This window comes from Pseudomonas sp. URIL14HWK12:I5, from assembly GCF_900176445.1.
GTDB lineage: Bacteria > Pseudomonadota > Gammaproteobacteria > Pseudomonadales > Pseudomonadaceae > Aquipseudomonas > Aquipseudomonas monteilii.
The window spans coordinates 56,156-70,754 of the sequence record NZ_FWXQ01000012.1 but is presented as its reverse complement, the minus strand read 5'-3'; the positions used below and the strand labels follow the sequence as shown (position 1 = coordinate 70,754).

The 14,599-nt window shown below is 61.4% G+C and carries 16 protein-coding genes; 7 read left to right on the top strand and 9 right to left on the bottom strand.

Translation table 11 applies throughout. From position 1 onward, the window contains the following. Positions 1-43: 43 nt before the first annotated feature. A complete protein-coding gene (prpB, locus tag B9A31_RS24205) occupies positions 44-934 on the bottom strand; it encodes a methylisocitrate lyase (RefSeq protein WP_016714743.1) in 891 nt (296 codons plus the stop codon). Next, complete coding sequence (locus tag B9A31_RS24200) at positions 931-1,647, bottom strand: GntR family transcriptional regulator (RefSeq protein ID WP_016714744.1); 717 nt, start codon at positions 1,645-1,647, stop codon at positions 931-933. Before B9A31_RS24200 ends, prpB begins: the two co-directional genes overlap by 4 nt. Before the next feature lie 305 nt (positions 1,648-1,952). Here B9A31_RS24200 and B9A31_RS24195 point away from each other — a divergent pair, with 305 nt between their 5' ends. The 5 genes from B9A31_RS24195 to B9A31_RS24175 all read left to right on the top strand — a co-directional run bounded on the left by B9A31_RS24195 (position 1,953) and on the right by B9A31_RS24175 (position 7,292). Next, on the top strand, positions 1,953-2,489 hold the full coding sequence (locus B9A31_RS24195) for a retropepsin-like aspartic peptidase RloA (RefSeq protein ID WP_016485910.1): 537 nt from the start codon (positions 1,953-1,955) through the stop codon (positions 2,487-2,489). 5 nt (positions 2,490-2,494) lie between these two features. Beyond that, positions 2,495-4,030, top strand: a complete 1,536-nt coding sequence (locus B9A31_RS24190; RefSeq protein ID WP_016714745.1) for an osmotic stress tolerance membrane protein RloB — start codon at positions 2,495-2,497, stop codon at positions 4,028-4,030. Next, positions 4,030-5,010, top strand: a complete 981-nt coding sequence (locus B9A31_RS24185) for an alpha-L-glutamate ligase-like protein (RefSeq protein WP_016714746.1) — start codon at positions 4,030-4,032, stop codon at positions 5,008-5,010. Before B9A31_RS24190 ends, B9A31_RS24185 begins: the two co-directional genes overlap by 1 nt. 124 nt (positions 5,011-5,134) lie before the next feature. Continuing rightward, a complete protein-coding gene (pabB, locus tag B9A31_RS24180; protein WP_084297467.1) occupies positions 5,135-6,478 on the top strand; it encodes an aminodeoxychorismate synthase component I in 1,344 nt (447 codons plus the stop codon). 79 nt (positions 6,479-6,557) lie between these two features. After that, positions 6,558-7,292 (top strand): phosphoadenylyl-sulfate reductase, encoded by a 735-nt coding sequence (locus B9A31_RS24175; protein ID WP_019097591.1) that lies wholly within the window; start codon positions 6,558-6,560, stop codon positions 7,290-7,292. 38 nt (positions 7,293-7,330) lie between these two features. Here B9A31_RS24175 and cysB read toward each other — a convergent pair whose 3' ends face one another. From cysB to B9A31_RS24160, 3 genes are all read right to left on the bottom strand, one after another. Continuing rightward, complete coding sequence (gene cysB / locus B9A31_RS24170; RefSeq protein WP_010953293.1) at positions 7,331-8,305, bottom strand: HTH-type transcriptional regulator CysB; 975 nt, start codon at positions 8,303-8,305, stop codon at positions 7,331-7,333. Positions 8,306-8,433: 128 nt separating this feature from the next. Beyond that, entirely contained in the window at positions 8,434-8,931 is a 498-nt protein-coding gene (locus tag B9A31_RS24165) for a universal stress protein (RefSeq protein ID WP_016714749.1), read from the bottom strand. Between the two features lie 124 nt (positions 8,932-9,055). After that, complete coding sequence (locus tag B9A31_RS24160; protein ID WP_084297466.1) at positions 9,056-10,003, bottom strand: putative 2-dehydropantoate 2-reductase; 948 nt, start codon at positions 10,001-10,003, stop codon at positions 9,056-9,058. A gap of 232 nt (positions 10,004-10,235) precedes the next feature. Between B9A31_RS24160 and B9A31_RS24155 the strand changes: the two genes are divergently transcribed. Then, complete coding sequence (locus tag B9A31_RS24155) at positions 10,236-11,312, top strand: 3-deoxy-7-phosphoheptulonate synthase (RefSeq protein WP_019097589.1); 1,077 nt, start codon at positions 10,236-10,238, stop codon at positions 11,310-11,312. Between the two features lie 64 nt (positions 11,313-11,376). Here B9A31_RS24155 and B9A31_RS24150 read toward each other — a convergent pair whose 3' ends face one another. Then, positions 11,377-11,658, bottom strand: a complete 282-nt coding sequence (locus B9A31_RS24150) for a GNAT family N-acetyltransferase (protein WP_016714752.1) — start codon at positions 11,656-11,658, stop codon at positions 11,377-11,379. A 508-nt stretch (positions 11,659-12,166) separates the two neighbouring features. On the opposite strand from B9A31_RS24150, the gene oprI reads away from it, so the two are divergent. Continuing rightward, a complete protein-coding gene (oprI, locus tag B9A31_RS24145; RefSeq protein WP_003259780.1) occupies positions 12,167-12,418 on the top strand; it encodes an outer membrane lipoprotei OprI in 252 nt (83 codons plus the stop codon). A 132-nt stretch (positions 12,419-12,550) separates the two neighbouring features. Here oprI and B9A31_RS24140 read toward each other — a convergent pair whose 3' ends face one another. The 3 genes from B9A31_RS24140 to B9A31_RS24130 form a co-directional block, all read right to left on the bottom strand. Next, a complete protein-coding gene (locus B9A31_RS24140) occupies positions 12,551-13,528 on the bottom strand; it encodes a L,D-transpeptidase family protein (RefSeq protein WP_016714753.1) in 978 nt (325 codons plus the stop codon). A 114-nt stretch (positions 13,529-13,642) separates the two neighbouring features. Next, positions 13,643-13,933: a hypothetical protein gene (locus tag B9A31_RS24135; protein WP_016714754.1), complete on the bottom strand. Its 291-nt coding sequence runs from the start codon at positions 13,931-13,933 to the stop codon at positions 13,643-13,645. Positions 13,934-13,991: 58 nt separating this feature from the next. Continuing rightward, positions 13,992-14,597: an arylesterase gene (locus B9A31_RS24130; RefSeq protein ID WP_019097588.1), complete on the bottom strand. Its 606-nt coding sequence runs from the start codon at positions 14,595-14,597 to the stop codon at positions 13,992-13,994. Positions 14,598-14,599: the final 2 nt, after the last annotated feature.

Genomic DNA, 14,599 nt, shown 5'->3' with positions numbered 1-14,599 from the left:
TTGAATTTGTTATGGATGCTTTCTGGCTAATTCGGGGTGTTGCTCAGCCCTTCTTCTGGGCAAACAGCGCATCGAGGCTCTGCTCGAAGGCGTGGTAACCAATGGCATCGTAGAGTTCCATGCGGGTCTGCATGGTGTCGATCACGTTCTTCTGCGTGCCGTCGCGGCGCAGTGCGGTGTACACGTTCTCGGCTGCCTTGTTCATGGCACGGAACGCCGACAGCGGGTACAGCACCAGCGAGACGTCGACCGAGGCCAGCTCTTCGGTGGTGTACAGCGGCGTGGCGCCGAACTCGGTGATGTTGGCCAGGATCGGTGCCTTCACCCGGTCAGCGAACGTCTTGTACATCTGCAGTTCGGTAATGGCTTCCGGGAAGATCATGTCGGCGCCAGCCTCGATACAGGCCTCGGCACGGTCCAGGGCAGCGTTCAGGCCTTCGACGGCCAGGGCATCGGTACGCGCCATGATCACGAAGCTGTCATCAGTGCGGGCATCGACGGCGGCCTTGATGCGGTCGACCATTTCCTGCTGGCTGACGATTTCCTTGTTCGGGCGGTGACCACAGCGCTTGGCGCCCACCTGATCCTCGATATGGATGGCGGCAGCACCGAACTTGCTCATCGAACGCACGGTACGGGCAACGTTGAAAGCCGAGGCCCCGAAGCCGGTGTCGACATCCACCAGCAACGGCAGGTCGCACACGTCGGTGATGCGGCGCACGTCGGTGAGCACGTCGTCCAGGCCACTGATACCCAGGTCCGGCAGGCCCAGGGAGCCGGCGGCCACGCCGCCACCGGACAGGTAGATGGCCTTGAAGCCGGCGCGCTTGGCCAGCAGGGCATGGTTGGCGTTGATGGTGCCAACCACCTGCAGCGGGTGTTCAGCGGCAACGGCGTCGCGGAAACGCTGACCGGGGGTGCTCTTCACAGTCATTTCTCACCTCGTGGGCTGTTGTTGTGGGCGTCCAGGTAGTGACGCTCGATATTGCGCTTGGACGCGCCGATGTGGCGGCGCATCAGGAGTTCGGCCAGTTCGCCGTCACGGTCGGCGATGGCATCGAGAATGCGGTGGTGCTCGGAAAACGCCTGGCGTGGACGGTTGGGCGTGGCCGAGAACTGGATGCGGTACATGCGCACCAGTTGGTACAGCTCGCCACACAGCATCTTGACCAGGGTCTGGTTGCCGCTGCCCTGGATAATCCGGTAATGGAAGTCGTAGTCGCCTTCCTGCTGGTAATAACCCAGGCCGGCCTGGAACGCGGCATCGCGCTCGTGGGTGTCGAGCACCCGGCGCAGCTCGTCGATGTCCGCCTGGCTCATGCGCTCGGCGGCCAGCCGGCAGGCCATGCCTTCGAGCGATTCACGGATTTCGTACAGCTCGATCAGCTCGGCGTGGTTGAGTGACACAACCCGCGCCCCCACATGCGGCACGCGCACCAGCAGACGCTGGCCTTCGAGGCGGTGAATGGCCTCGCGCAGCGGCCCGCGGCTGATGCCATAGGTGCGTGCCAGCTCCGGCTCGGAGATCTTGCTGCCGGGGGCGATTTCACCTTTGACGATGGCCGCCTGGATGCGCCGGAAGACGTTTTCGGAAAGGGTTTCCGTTTCGTCTGCCTGCACCGGGCTGGGGGTGGAAAGGTCCTGCATATTGTCGACACCTTGAAAAACTCTTCGCCAGAAATTAACGAACAGAGCCCTCCAAGTCAAAGACAAAATGAATATTGTCGACAATCGTCTAAGAACGAACTATCACCCTCTCGATGCTGTCAGATCGCGCACCGCTGGCGTCAAGACGTCGGCGTGATAGAATGCCGCGCCTCCGATGGGGTATGGATAGCCTGTCTGTCATCCATTCATGCTTGTTGACAGATTAACGAGGAAGCTTGCGCAGTCGTTGCCAGTCGCCTTGCCCTTAACATAGCCCGAACCTTGCACTGCACCGCGCCAGGATTATGAGACTTACACCCGTTTTATTGCTGCTATGCCTCACCCTGCTACCGGCCCTTGGCCAGGCGGCGGGCAAGACCGTGTATGGTCTCAACGAATACGCCCGCCTGGGCGACCTGGACCTGGAAGTGGCCGCCAAGCTCGATACCGGTGCCAAGACCGCATCGCTCAGCGCCCGCGACATCAAGCGTTTCAAGCGCAACGGCGAAAGCTGGGTGCGCTTCTACCTGGCCATCGATGCGGCGCACTCGCACCCGATCGAACGCCCGCTGGCACGCGTGAGCAAGATCAAGCGCCGGGCCGGCGACTATGATGCCGAATCGGGCAAGGCCTATACCGCCCGCCCGGTCATCGAACTCGAAATCTGCATGGGCCAGGCCATGCGCACCATCGAAGTCAACCTCACCGACCGCAGCGCGTTCCAGTTCCCGCTGCTGATCGGCTCCGAGGCGCTCAAGCACTTCGACGCGCTGGTCGACCCAAGCCTTAAATATGCGGCCGGCAAACCTGCCTGTGCCACCGACGCTCCCAAAGCAGAGTAATCCCGATGCGCTCTCTTACCCTCCATCTGAAAGTCCTGATCACCGTGCTGGTGCTGCTGGGCGTGGCGGTCACGGCTTATCAGATCTTCTTCCTCGGCATCCCGGTGACCGAGGATGAAACCGACGACCTGTGGAACATCGACGCCAAGGTCGAGTTCGTGGCCAGCACCAAGGACCCGGTCAAGGTGCAGATGTTCGTGCCACCGCTGAACCGCGACTACGTCAGCCTTAACGAGAGCTTCATCTCCAACAACTACGGGGTCAGCGTCAACCGCGCCGACGGCAACCGCAAGGTTACCTGGTCGGCCCGCCGCGCCAGCGGCAACCAGACCCTGTACTACCGCCTGGTGCTGACCAAGCGCTACAGCAACGAGAAGACCACCGTCAAAGGCCCGACCTTCCGTGACAGCCTGGCGATCGAAGGCCCCGAGAAGATTGCCGCCGAAGCCCTGATGGCGCCGATTCGCCAGCACTCCGCCGACGTCGAGACCTTCGTCAGCGAGACCATCAAGCGGGTCAACAACCTCAACGACGACAACGTCAAGCTGCTGCTGGCCGGCGACACCTCGCCAATGAAAAAGGCCCAGATCATCGACCTGCTGCTGTCGATTGCCCATGTGCCGATGGAGAAGGTGCACACCATCCGCCTGGTGGCCGATACCCCGCAAACCCCGGAGCTGTGGCTGCGCAGTTTCAACGGTAACGACTGGTTGTACTTCAACCCGGACACGGGCGAGCAGGGTCTGCCTAGCGACCGCCTGCTGTGGTGGACCGGTGACGACAACCTGATCACCGTCGATGGCGGCAAGAAAGCCAACGTCACCTTCAGCATGAACAACAGCGAGATGAACGCCATCCGCCTGGCCAAGCTGACCGACGAGAACACCGACGCCGACTTCCTCGAATACTCGTTGTACGGCTTGCCGCTGCAGACCCAGCAAACCTTCATGATCATGGTGATGATCCCGATCGGCGTGCTGGTGATCCTGGTATTGCGCAACCTGATCGGCCTGCAGACCCTGGGCACCTTCACCCCGGTACTGATCGCCCTGGCCTTCCGCGAGACCCAGCTGGGCTTCGGCATCGTGCTGTTCACGGTCATCACGGCCTTGGGCCTGTCGCTACGCTCGTACCTGGAACACCTCAAGCTGCAGATGCTGCCGCGCCTGTCGGTGGTACTCACCTTTGTCGTGGTACTGATCGCCGCCATCAGCCTGTTCAGCCACAAGCTGGGCCTTGAGCGCGGGCTGTCGGTGGCACTGTTCCCGATGGTGATCCTGACCATGACCATCGAACGCCTGTCCATTACCTGGGAAGAACGTGGCGGTGGCCATGCCATGAAAGTGGCCATCGGCACCCTGTTCGCCGCGTCGCTTGCGCACCTGCTGATGATGGTGCCGGAACTGGTGTACTTCGTGTTCACCTTCCCTGCCGTGCTGTTGATCCTGGTGGGCTTCATGCTGGCGATGGGCCGCTACCGCGGTTATCGCCTGACCGAGCTCGTGCGCTTCAAGGCATTCCTGAAGAAGGCTGACGCCTGATGTTTGGCCTGATCAAGACGTGGAAAGCCCTGGAGGCCCGGGGCATCATGGGTATCAACCGGCGTAACGCGGACTACGTGTTGAAGTACAACAAGCGCCACCTGTACCCGATTGTCGACGACAAGATCATCACCAAGGAGCGTGCCCTGGCGGCCGGCATCCATGTGCCGGAAATGTACGGCATCATCGAGACCGAAAAAGAGATCGAAAAGCTCGACCAGATCATTGGTGGGCGCAGCGACTTCGTCATCAAGCCGGCGCAGGGTGCCGGCGGTGATGGCATCCTGGTCATCGCTGACCGCTTCGAGGACCGCTACCGCACAGTGTCGGGGAAGATCATCAGCCATGAGGAAATCGAGCACCAGATCTCGAGCATCCTCACCGGCCTGTACTCGCTGGGCGGCCACCGCGACCGCGCGCTGATCGAGTACCGGGTTACCCCCGACCAGATCTTCAAGAGCATCAGCTACGAAGGCGTGCCGGACATCCGCATCATCGTGCTGATGGGCTACCCGGTCATGGCCATGCTGCGCCTGCCGACCCGCCAGTCTGGCGGCAAGGCCAACCTGCACCAGGGCGCCATCGGCGTGGGTGTTGACCTGGCCACCGGCGTGACCCTGCGCGGCACCTGGCTGAACAACATCATCAGCAAGCACCCGGACACCACCAATGCGGTGGACGGCGTGCAACTGCCGAACTGGGATGGTTTCATGAAGCTGGCGGCCGGCTGCTATGAGCTGTGCGGCCTGGGCTACATTGGCGTGGACATGGTGCTGGACCAGGACAAAGGCCCGCTGATTCTGGAACTCAACGCCCGCCCGGGCCTGAACATCCAGATTGCCAACGACTGCGGCCTGACCCAGCGCACCCATGCCATTGAGGCGCACATTGAAGCGCTGGCAAAAGATGGTATTACTGAAGATGCCGAACAGCGCGTTCGTGTAGCACAGGGGTTGTTCGGGCACGTGCCCAACCGCTGAAATATTGGGGCTGCTTTGCAGCCCCTGCATAAAACACAATGTTGAATGTCGCGCCCAGTGCTAGGCGCTTTTCCTACACAGGTCTACAATCGCCCTCCTCGCTTTTACATCGCCGTCCACACTGATGCCGACCTGTACGCTGCACCCCCTGCCCTACCAGCCCGACCCTGCTGCCTATTTCGCCCGCCTGCGCCAGGCCCCCGGCGCGATCCTGCTCGACAGCGCTCGCCCCGGCGCCGAACGCGGTCGCTTCGACCTGCTCAGCGCCTGGCCGCTGCAACAGTTGCAAGCGCAGCCCGATGAAGACGGCCGCGCCTTCCTCCAGCGCCTGCGTGCCGGCCTGGCGCAACTGGGCCACGCAGGCTTGCCCAAGGGCGTTGAACTGCCCTTTGCCGGTGGCCTGATCGGCTACCTGAGCTACGACTTCGGCCGTCGGCTGGAACACCTGCCAAGCCTGGCTGTGGACGACCTCGGCCTGCCTGACGCGCAACTGGGCCTGTACACCTGGGCCCTGGTCAGCGACCACCTGCAAGGTACCAGCCAGTTGGTGTTCCACCCGAGCCTGGCAAGCGACGAGCGAGAACGCCTGATCGGCCTGTTCGAAGGCAGTCGCTGCACCGAAACCGGTGACTTCCAGTTGCTCGCCCCAATGGCTGGTGACCTGCAGCCGGAACAGTACAAAGCCGCTTTCGACCAGGTACAGCGCTACATCCAGGCCGGTGACTGCTATCAGATCAACCTGACTCAACGCTTCCGCGCCCCCTGCCAGGGTGACCCCTGGCGAGCTTACCAGGCCCTGCGCAAGGTATGCCCCACGCCGTTTTCCGGCTACCAGCAATTGGCTGACGGCAGCGCCTTGCTGAGCTTTTCGCCCGAGCGCTTCATCCGTGTCAGCGAGGGCCAGGTGGAAACCCGGCCAATCAAAGGCACCCGTCCGCGCGCCAGCGACCCAGGCGAAGACGCACGCAATGCCGAGGAGCTGCTGCGCAGCCCCAAGGACCGCTCGGAAAATCTGATGATTGTCGACCTGCTGCGCAACGACCTGGGGCGCAGCTGCGAAATCGGCTCGGTGAAAGTACCGGAGCTGTTCAGCCTGGAGAGCTACCCCAACGTCCATCACCTGGTCAGCAGTGTCACCGGCCAGCTTGCCAGCGACAAGGATACCCTGGACCTGATCGGCGACAGCTTCCCCGGCGGCTCGATCACCGGCGCGCCGAAAATTCGCGCCATGCAGATCATCGACGAGCTGGAACCCACGCGGCGGGCGCTGTACTGCGGCTCGCTGCTGTATGTGGATGTGCGCGGCGAGATGGACAGCTCGATTGCCATTCGCAGCCTGCTGGTCAAAAACGGCCAGGTCAGCTGCTGGGGTGGCGGCGCGGTAGTGGCTGACTCCGAATGGCAGGCCGAATATGAAGAGTCGATCGCCAAAGTGCGGGTGTTGATGCAGACCTTGCAGGGCTTGTGAGTCCGTCTAGCCCGCGTTTTTTTGTTACCATCACCTTACTACGAGCGCACAGCGCCACAGCCAAGATGGAAACCGCCTGATGAGCCAACCCTTCGACGTCGCCGCCCTGGCCGCGACCTATGCCAACAAGTCCCCGCAGGACATCCTCAAGCTTGCCTTCGAGCACTTTGGTGATGACCTGTGGATCTCCTTCAGCGGCGCCGAGGACGTGGTGCTGGTCGACATGGCCTGGAAGCTGAACAAGCAGGTCAAGGTGTTCAGCCTCGACACCGGCCGACTGCACCCGGAGACCTACCGGTTCATCGACCAGGTGCGCGAGCAGTACAACCTGCCAATCGAAATCCTCAGCCCGGACCGCGACAGGCTTGACCCGTTCGTGAAAGAAAAGGGCCTGTTCAGCTTCTACAAGGACGGCCACGGCGAGTGCTGCGGCATCCGCAAGATCGAGCCGCTGCGCCGCAAGCTGGCTACCGTGAGCGCCTGGGCCACCGGCCAGCGCCGCGACCAGAGCCCGGGCACCCGCAGCCAGGTAGCGGCACTGGAAATCGACAGCGCCTTCTCCACACCCGAGCGCACGCTTTACAAGTTCAACCCGCTGGCGCAGATGAGCAGCGAGGAAGTGTGGGGTTATATCCGCATGCTTGAGCTGCCGTACAACAGCCTGCATGAGCGCGGCTTCATCAGCATTGGCTGCGAGCCTTGCACCCGGCCGGTGCTGCCGAACCAGCATGAGCGCGAGGGGCGCTGGTGGTGGGAAGAGTCGACACAGAAGGAATGCGGGTTGCACGCGGGCAACCTGATCAGCAAGGCTTGAAATAACCGGGGCTGCTTTGCAGCCCCTGCATTTGCGGATCAGTGCACCGGCAGTTCGACACCTTCGAACAGCTCTTCCAGTTCCTGCTTGTTATGGCATTGAATGGCCTTGGCCATCACTTCGCGGGTCAGGTGCGGGGCGAACTTCTCGATGAAGTCGCACATGAAGCCACGCAGGAAGGTGCCACGGCGGAAGCCGATCTTCGTGATACTGGCCTCGAACAGCTCGCTGGCATCCAGCGCCACCAGGTCGCTGTCGAGCTTGGCATCCACAGCCATGCCCGCCACGATACCCACGCCCAGCCCCAGGCGCACATAGGTCTTGATAACGTCGGCGTCGGCCGCGGTGAACACCACTTTCGGCGTGAGGCCGCGGTGGTTGAACGCTTCGTCCAGCTTCGAGCGCCCGGTAAAACCGAACACATAGGTAACGATCGGGTATTCGGCAACCGCTTCCAGAGTGAGTTTCGGCAGCTTGGCCAGCGGGTGACCCTGCGGCACCACCACGCAACGGTTCCACTTGTAGCACGGCATCATGATCAGGTCGCCGAACAGCTCTAGTGCCTCGGTGGCGATGGCGAAGTCTACCGTGCCGTCTGCTGCCATCTCGGCGATCTGCATGGGCGAACCCTGGTGCATGTGCAGGGACACTTCCGGGTATTGCTTGATGAAGCTACTGATCACCGGCGGCAAGGCATAGCGCGCCTGAGTGTGGGTGGTGGCGATGGACAGCGTACCCTTCTTCTCGTTAGAGAACTCCTGGGCAATCTGCTTGATGCTTTCGACCTTGCGCAGGATTTCGCCGGCGGTATTGATGATGCGCTCGCCGGCCGGCGTGACGCGGGTCAGGTGCTTGCCGCTACGCGCAAAGACTTCAACACCCAGTTCGTCTTCGAGCAGGCGGATCTGCTTGCTGATACCTGGCTGGGAGGTATACAGGCTCTGCGCCGTCGCGGAGACGTTGAGGTCATGGTGCGCCACTTCCCAGATGTAGCGCAGTTGTTGAAGCTTCATAGGTTCCCCTCGGTTCAGCGATGAGTCCGCGGCAGCAGGCAGCGACGATATATAACTATATTAGTGGTTCTGGAAATAAATCTAGAACTATTTTGTTACATGCCCCCGGAAATAGCCTACAGCCATCTTCATGCTTTTCTACGCCCCAAGTGCTGCGCCAACGGCACCATGTACACCGGCACCGGCGACAGCTGCAGCAGCCGAACCGCCGTTCGCCCCAGCGGTACATCCACGCCGGCACCGGCGCTGTGGCTGCCGAAGATCAGCAGGTCGACACTCAACCGCTGTGCCTGGTCAAGGATTACCTGCGCGGGGTCACCTTGGCGTACCCGCACCGCCTTGATCACCGCGAGGTCGGCCTCCTCGCCCAGCTCATCACGAAAGTTTTCCAGCACGCGCTGCTCGATGTTGGCCATCACCGTGTTCACGCCCTGGCTGTGCAACTGGTCAAGCGTCTGCTCATCAAGGTAGCTTTGCAGGAGGGATTCGGCGAACTGCCCCATGGGTTCCACCGCATGGATCACATACAACTCGGCATTGAACGTACGCGCCAGTGCCAGCGCGTGTTGCATCACAAAAGGTGCGTAGACACCGAGGTCGGTGGCGTACAGCATGGAGCGGATCATTCGACCTCCTCGACTGCCGCAGCGGCAGAGCAAGCTTCAGCTTAGCAGCGCGCCGGATGCACGCTTTGCCGTCCGGCGCGCTACTGGTGCGGGCTGAAGCGCCCAGCCGAGGTCAGTGCCGCCCTCAGTGAGGCCGGTGGTTGCTGTCGAGAAAGCTCAGCGCCTGATAGAGCATTTCCATACGCGGCAAGCAGCAACCTGCCGCACGCGCACGTGCCAGCGGCTCGGCATAGATAGCCTGCAATTCCAGTGGGCGTTTGAACGTATGGTCGTGATACATGCTTGGCCAGTAGTCGGGCATGCGCTCTGTAACCTGGAACAAGTGCTCGGCATACCCCTTAGGCAACACGTGGCCACAGGCTGCAGCGCCCTGCACCACCTCGGCCATCAATGCCTGGATGAGATCACGGCTGTGACTGTCTGCCATCAGCGGCATGGTGCTAGCCCCCAGCAGCACCGACAGCCCATTGTAGGGCACGTTCCACACCAGCTTCTGCCAGCGCGCCGCGTCGAGATTTGGCATGCCCTGCGAATCGATGCCCGCGCGTTTGAACAACGCCACCCCTTCATCGACCAGCCCGGTACCGCCGTCACTTGCCGGCCCACTGTGGTAACCCAGGTTGACAGCCCCGAGTGCCTGATGGCGGATCACACCTGGCGCATGACGGTTGACGCAGATGAAGCACAGGCCGCCCAGCAGATGCATGTCGCTACGCAAGGACGGGCGCAATTGCTCCTCCACCCCCAGGCCGTTCTGCAGCAGTACGACCTTGGCGCCGGGTGCGGCGGCCTGCACGACCAGAGGTGCGAGCTGATCATTGCTGGTGGCCTTGGCACCGATCAGCAACCAGTCGCAAGGCGGCATGTCGGCGGCACTGGCATAGGCTTGCACCTGCATCTGCAACGCACCATGCACGTCACTGTCCAGGGTCAGCCCTTGCTCCCTGACGGCCTGGTACTCGCTGCGCAACAGAAAATGCACATCGAAACCGGCCCGGGCCAGCATCAACCCATAAAAGCCGCCGATGGCGCCACTGCCGATGATACCGATGCGAGGGGTGTGTGGATGCATGCCGATCTCCGAGTATGAAGTCAGCCCTCTTTTTACACAGGTTACGCAGCGCTGGGCAGCCCATTCGCGCGCAACGCACTCGAACACGGAAAAACCCCACAATGACTGGGCCAAGCCCATTGTCGCGCCACCTGTAACGCGCTAAGGTTCGGCTCCCCGCTGCGAATATTCTTGCTGCTGGGCCGCACGGGGATAGCTGGCGGCCGGCACCCGTGACCTGACGAGTAACACGATGGCTGATTTACCGATCGATGACTTGAACGTTGCCTCCAACGAGACCCTGATCACCCCCGATCAGCTCAAGAAGGAAATCCCCCTCAGCGCCAAGGCCCTGCAGACCGTGACTGCCGGCCGTGAAGTGGTGCGCAATATTCTCGACGGCAAGGACCATCGCCTGTTCGTCGTGGTCGGCCCTTGCTCCATCCACGACATCAAGGCCGCCCACGAGTACGCCGAGCGCCTGAAGGTGCTGGCCGAAGAAGTGTCCGATACGCTGTACCTGGTCATGCGCGTGTACTTCGAAAAACCACGCACCACCGTGGGCTGGAAAGGCCTGATCAACGACCCGTACCTGGATGACTCGTTCAAGATCCAGGACGGCCTGCACATTGGCCGTCAGCTGCTGCTGGACCTGGCCGAGATGGGCCTGCCGACCGCCACCGAGGCGCTCGACCCGATTTCCCCGCAATACCTGCAAGACCTGATCAGCTGGTCGGCCATCGGCGCCCGCACCACCGAATCGCAAACCCACCGCGAGATGGCCTCGGGCCTGTCTTCGGCGGTCGGCTTCAAGAACGGCACCGACGGCGGCCTGACCGTTGCCATCAACGCCTTGCAGTCGGTCTCCAAGCCACACCGCTTCCTCGGCATCAACCAGGAAGGCGGCGTGTCGATCGTCACCACCAAGGGCAACCCTTACGGCCATGTGGTACTGCGCGGCGGCAACGGCAAGCCGAACTACGACTCGGTCAGCGTCGCCCTGTGCGAGCAGGACCTGGCCAAGGCCAGGATCAAGGCCAACATCATGGTCGATTGCAGCCACGCCAACTCCAACAAGGACCCGGCCCTGCAACCGCTGGTGATGGAGAACGTTGCCAACCAGATCCTCGAAGGCAACCAGTCGATCATCGGCCTGATGGTCGAGAGCCACCTGAACTGGGGCTGCCAGTCGATCCCGAAAAACCTGGAAGAGTTGCAGTATGGCGTCTCGATCACCGATGCCTGCATCGACTGGTCGGCTACCGAGAAAACCCTGCGCAGCATGCGTACCAAGCTCAAGGATGTGCTACCGCAGCGTAAGCGCGGCTGAGCATTGCAATAAACAAAACGCCGGGCATTGCCCGGCGTTTTTGTATCTGATGCCTTTCGGCAGCTCAGGCCTTGCTGGAATGCCGCTGCTGGCGCTCCATGTAGCGTTCCACATACGAGCAGGACGGAATGACCGTGTAACCCATTTGCTCGGCGTACGCCAAGGCCTGCTCGGTCAACGCGGCGGCAATCCCGCGGCCCCGCAAGGCGTTCGGCACGAAGGTGCGATAGATGTCCAGCGTCTGCTTGCCCAGATCCATGTACGTCAGGTAGGCACGATGACCGTCCACGTTGGTCTCGAACTGATGACCGGCCTGGTCATGGTGGATGGTCAGCGCTTCGCTCATCACTACTCCTCGCAGGTCTTCTCGGCAGACCCATACCTTCACCGATGGTGGTTTATCCGGCACAGAATCCTCTATGCCACCTGTTGCCCCTTCGACCTCTGGACGATTGCAATCGTTCGGATTCTCTGGCACTCACAAGATAGTAGGCGCCGCAAACGGGATTGCTCAAGGCGGTAGCGGCTAAAAATGGCGAAAATGCCCGGAATGCGACTCTTCCCTGCACGTTCAACAGCCACCGGATGTTGTAGGGCTTAAGACGTCGAAGGACAGTTAAAGTCACCCTTAGTTCAACAAAAAAGTTCCTGTAGTACAACCGCTTGCGAACCCTGCACGTTTTTTTCACACACGCGTCGCAAATCTTGTCGGCACGGCGTCAAGCAACATTTTTTTTGCAGTTCTTGCGCTCAGTCAGTTTACTTACTACAAGTAATGGGTACTATGTACGCCGGCCAGTTTCTCTTTTCCTGAGAGATGGCTATTTAATAGAAAGTCCTTGAAGGGGAACACGATGAACAACGTTCTGAAATTCTCTGCTCTGGCTCTGGCCGCAGTTCTGGCTACCGGTTGCAGCAGCGTATCCAAAGAAACCGAAGCTCGTCTGACTGCGACTGAAGACGCAGCAGCTCGCGCTCAAGCTCGTGCTGACGAAGCCTACCGTAAGGCTGACGACGCACTGGCAGCCGCTCAGAAGGCTCAGCAGACCGCTGACGAAGCCAACGAGCGCGCTCTGCGTATGCTGGACAAAGCCAGCCGCAAGTAATAGTCCTCACGGATTGTTATGGAGCCGACCCACTTGTGGGTCGGCTTTTTTATTGCCTGTATACAACGCAAACGCGCCCCGCAGATACGAAAAGGCCCGCACTGAGGCGGGCCCGGGTGTGTCGCGAATACCTTACTGCAGTTCGGGCGGTATGCTCGTCACCATCGGCGCATTGCCCTGGTTTTGCACCGGCACGGCAATTTCTACCGGCATGCCATCTTCTGCAGCCACCACGTCACGCACCATGTCCCAGTTCATGCGCAGGTTGTTGGCCAGGTCTTCCCGCTTGAGCAAGGCGTTGATAACCGCAGTGTGTTTGTCGACCACCGACGGGTTACCCTGGTCGTCCAGCGGCGTGTGCGCCTCCAGATAGACCTTGCCGCCACTGATACCGAACTTGTAGGGCTCGTTGATGATGCGTACCGGCGTACCGACCGGCACCATCTTCGACAGTTCCAGCACGTTGTTGTTGAGCATGCGGAAGCAACCGTGACTGGTACGCATGCCGATACCGAACTTCTTGTTCGACCCGTGGATCAGATAGCCCGGCACGCCCAAGGTGAACTTGAACGGCCCCAGCGGGTTATCCGGACCTGCCGGCACCACGGCCGGCAGGATGTCGCCGTCTGCGGCGTGTTCTTTACGGATAGAGGCAGGTGGCGTCCAGGTCGGGTTCGGCGTTTTGGCGGTGATCTTGGTGTTGGCGATCGGCGACCCCCACCCCTCACGTCCAATACCCAGCGGGAAGGTATGCACTACGTTCTGCCCTTTCGGGAAGTAATACATACGGTACTCGGCCAGGTTTATGACGATACCTTCACGCGGGCCCGGCGGCAGGATGTAGCGGGTCGGCAGGATGATCTCGGTGCCGGCGCCCGGTAGCCACGGATCGACGCCCGGGTTGGCGGCGATCATTTCCAGATAGCCGAGGTCGTTGGCGGTGCCGATGTCGGCGAACGTGTCCTCGTACTTGGCCTTGATCGTATGCACCTGGCCGACGATGTCTTCACCGGGCGGTGGCAGTGGCAATTCCAGCGCAGCAGCGGGGCCCGCTACCAGCAGGGCGGCCAGGGACAGGCTACGGGTGACGACAGGAAAGCGCGGCAACATCCGGTAAATCCTTCGAAAGATAGGTCAAGAGGAACGATTGTACACCCGCCTTGATGCAAGCGGGAGGCATTGGCGCCCATGCAAGCGTTTCAGATGATGAAAGGTGCTTGCCGCTCAGCTGGCCTGCAGCTCTGGCCAGACCGGGCGCATGCCGCGCCGCTGGGCATCGAGGATGGCACGGCACAGGTCACACAGGCGGCTGTCACGGTAGATGGCGCGCGGCACGGCCGACCAGCGCGGCTGCGCAGGCAGCAGGCCGCCGCACAGGGTGCGGTCTACCGGCACGCCCAGCTCAAGCTGGCGAGCCACCAGGTGAACGCGGATTTCCTGGCAGGCGAACAGGTCGAGCTGCTCATCGGGCTCGATCAGTTGGTAGGCATACAGGGACCAGGCAGGGCGCGGCATCGGGGGCACTCGAAACGGGGGGCGCAACATTAGCCGAAAGCCGGCCCCGTTTAAAGCGTCAGAGCAAGGGTTTTATCGCCGGCCAGGCATTTTCCAGCAAGCGCTGCTGGGCACCCTGGGCCGGGTGGATGCCATCGGCCTGCATCAACTCAGGCACACCCCCTATTCCTTCGAGGAAAAACGGCACCAATGGCACCTGTTTATCCGCCGCCAGCTGTTCATACACCTTGGCGAATGCGGTGGTATAGCGCACGCCATAATTGGGCGGCAGGCGCATGCCCAACAGCACGACCTTGGCGCCGGCCTGGCGTGCGCTTTCAATCATCGAGGCAAGATTTTGTTGCAATTGCGCAGGCGGCTGCCCACGCAAGCCATCGTTACCGCCCAGCTCCAGCACCACCAGGCTCGGTTTATGGGCTGCAAGCAGCGCCGGCAGCCGCGCCTGGCCACCTGCACTGGTGTCACCGCTGATCGAGGCGTTGACCACTTTATCGTCGAAACCTTCGTCCTTAAGCCGGGTCTGCAACAAAGAGACCCAACCCTGGCGGCTATCCAGGCCAAAACCGGCGCTGATACTATCGCCAACAATCAGCAGTGTTCCCGCCGCCGCGCTCTGGGCCAGGCAATACAGGGCCAGACCGGCACTCAACCACCACACTCGCATCG

Excerpts from the sequence above, each read along its gene's own strand:
- B9A31_RS24140 (WP_016714753.1), bottom strand. The coding sequence starts at position 13,528 with ATGTTGCCGCGCTTTCCTGTCGTCACCCGTAGCCTGTCCCTGGCCGCC.
- prpB (WP_016714743.1), bottom strand. The coding sequence starts at position 934 with ATGACTGTGAAGAGCACCCCCGGTCAGCGTTTCCGCGACGCCGTTGCC.
- B9A31_RS24175 (WP_019097591.1), top strand. The coding sequence starts at position 6,558 with ATGAGCCAACCCTTCGACGTCGCCGCCCTGGCCGCGACCTATGCCAAC.
- B9A31_RS24150 (WP_016714752.1), bottom strand. The coding sequence starts at position 11,658 with ATGAGCGAAGCGCTGACCATCCACCATGACCAGGCCGGTCATCAGTTC.
- oprI (WP_003259780.1), top strand. The coding sequence starts at position 12,167 with ATGAACAACGTTCTGAAATTCTCTGCTCTGGCTCTGGCCGCAGTTCTG.
- B9A31_RS24195 (WP_016485910.1), top strand. The coding sequence starts at position 1,953 with ATGAGACTTACACCCGTTTTATTGCTGCTATGCCTCACCCTGCTACCG.
- B9A31_RS24185 (WP_016714746.1), top strand. The coding sequence starts at position 4,030 with ATGTTTGGCCTGATCAAGACGTGGAAAGCCCTGGAGGCCCGGGGCATC.
- B9A31_RS24165 (WP_016714749.1), bottom strand. The coding sequence starts at position 8,931 with ATGATCCGCTCCATGCTGTACGCCACCGACCTCGGTGTCTACGCACCT.
- B9A31_RS24130 (WP_019097588.1), bottom strand. The coding sequence starts at position 14,597 with ATGCGAGTGTGGTGGTTGAGTGCCGGTCTGGCCCTGTATTGCCTGGCC.
- B9A31_RS24190 (WP_016714745.1), top strand. The coding sequence starts at position 2,495 with ATGCGCTCTCTTACCCTCCATCTGAAAGTCCTGATCACCGTGCTGGTG.
- B9A31_RS24135 (WP_016714754.1), bottom strand. The coding sequence starts at position 13,933 with ATGCCGCGCCCTGCCTGGTCCCTGTATGCCTACCAACTGATCGAGCCC.
- B9A31_RS24160 (WP_084297466.1), bottom strand. The coding sequence starts at position 10,003 with ATGCATCCACACACCCCTCGCATCGGTATCATCGGCAGTGGCGCCATC.
- pabB (WP_084297467.1), top strand. The coding sequence starts at position 5,135 with ATGCCGACCTGTACGCTGCACCCCCTGCCCTACCAGCCCGACCCTGCT.
- B9A31_RS24155 (WP_019097589.1), top strand. The coding sequence starts at position 10,236 with ATGGCTGATTTACCGATCGATGACTTGAACGTTGCCTCCAACGAGACC.
- B9A31_RS24200 (WP_016714744.1), bottom strand. The coding sequence starts at position 1,647 with ATGCAGGACCTTTCCACCCCCAGCCCGGTGCAGGCAGACGAAACGGAA.
- cysB (WP_010953293.1), bottom strand. The coding sequence starts at position 8,305 with ATGAAGCTTCAACAACTGCGCTACATCTGGGAAGTGGCGCACCATGAC.